The sequence below is a fragment of the Mesorhizobium sp. L48C026A00 genome, assembly GCF_000502375.1.
GTDB lineage: Bacteria > Pseudomonadota > Alphaproteobacteria > Rhizobiales > Rhizobiaceae > Mesorhizobium > Mesorhizobium muleiense.
On record NZ_AYWU01000093.1, the window covers coordinates 1 to 1,620 of the forward strand.

The window sequence follows — 1,620 nt, forward strand, 5'->3', positions numbered from 1 at the left end:
CACGTCGTCGACGGTGTCGCCAACGACAGGCGTTGCAGGACGAGCGCCGAGGGGCAGCCAGCTTCTTTCTCCCCGTTTACGGGGAGAAATGCCCGGCAGGGCAATGAGGGGCGGCGCCAACTTCGATGATTGGCTTGCATCCAATGCAAGCTATGACTGCCCGAAGCGATTGCCCTGTGTGCTTGCTTCGATCGCCTCCAGGCGGCATAGATCAGGCATGACTGAAACCTGCCGCCCGCGCCGCTCGGTGCTTTACGTCCCGGCCTCGAACGACAAGGCGCTGGCCAAGATCTCGTCGCTGGCCTGCGATGCCGTCATCATCGATCTCGAAGATGCCGTCGCCCCGGCCGACAAGGTTTTTGCGCGCGAAAAACTGGCTGATATTTTCGCTCACCGCGCAAACCTGCGCTGCGAAATGGTCGTGCGCATCAACCCGCTCTCCAGCGAATGGGGCGCCAAGGACTTGCTGGCGGCGGCAAGCTGCGAGCCCGACGCCATCCTGCTGCCCAAGGTCGACACGCCGCGCGACGTCCTGGAAGCCGGCGACGTCCTCGACGACAATTTTTCACCCGACGCGGTGAAGCTGTGGGCGATGATCGAGACGCCCAAGGCGCTGCTCAACATCGGCCCGATTGCCGAGCTTTGCCGCGATCCGGCCTCGCGGCTGGTCTGTTTCGTCGCCGGAACGAACGACCTGGTCAAGGACACCGGCATTCTCGCTACGCCCGACCGGCGCTATCTCACGCCATGGCTGATGCAGATGGTGCTCGCAGCACGCGCCGGTGGCCTCGACCTGCTCGACGGTGTCTTCAACGATTTTCGTGATCTGGACGCTTTTGCGCGCGAATGCACGGAAGCAGCCGCCATGGGGTTCGACGGCAAGTCGCTGATCCACCCGGCCCAGATCGATGCCGCAAACCGCGCCTTTGCACCATCTGCCGAAGCCGTGGCCGAGGCGCGTGCGGTCAAGGAGGCCTTCGCGCTTGCCGAAAATGCCGGCAGGCAAGTCATTGCGCTGAACGGAAAAATGCTCGAGCGGCTGCATCTGGCGCAGGCCGAGAAACTGCTGGCGAAGGCGGCCGCCAGCGCGGCATGATTGGCAACTTATCACAGGAATGAAAAATGAAACTCTACCGCTTTCTGTCCGGCCCGGACGATTCCAGCTTCTGCCACAAGGTGACGGCGGCGCTGAACAAGGGCTGGCACCTGTTCGGCTCGCCAACCTATTCCTACGACAAGCAGACCAAGGTCATGCGCTGCGGCCAGGCCGTGGTGAAGGATGTCGAGGGCCAGGAATACGGCCCTGGCACCAAGCTCAGCGATTGGTGACATCGCATCGAGCATAAACATCTTCCAGATGTCGGCGGGCCAGCACCCCCCTCTGTCCTGCCGGACATCTCCCCCTCAAGGGGGGAGATCGGATGTCGCATCGGCTTTCGCCAATCTTCAGAGTTGCAGGGTGTGCGGTGCGGGCCAAAGCTGCCAGTCTCCCCCCCTTGAGGGCATATGCGCTAAGATAGCTTCGGCATGGACTGAAATTTGCGCTTTCGTGGTGGTTCACGCCATCGATGTCGCAAGGCATGGAGATTTGGCGCAGGATTGCCAAGGGAGGTTGAGCAA

The 1,620-nt window shown here is 62.0% G+C and carries 2 protein-coding genes; both read left to right on the forward strand.

What is annotated here, in order from left to right:
* The first annotated feature begins 217 nt into the window (after positions 1 to 217).
* Positions 218 to 1,096, forward strand: coding sequence for an HpcH/HpaI aldolase/citrate lyase family protein (locus X738_RS80465; protein ID WP_031257179.1), 879 nt, complete (start codon positions 218 to 220; stop codon positions 1,094 to 1,096).
* 26 nt (positions 1,097 to 1,122) lie between these two features.
* Positions 1,123 to 1,329, forward strand: a complete 207-nt coding sequence (locus tag X738_RS80470) for a DUF1737 domain-containing protein (protein WP_023804277.1) — start codon at positions 1,123 to 1,125, stop codon at positions 1,327 to 1,329.
* Positions 1,330 to 1,620 lie beyond the last annotated feature (291 nt).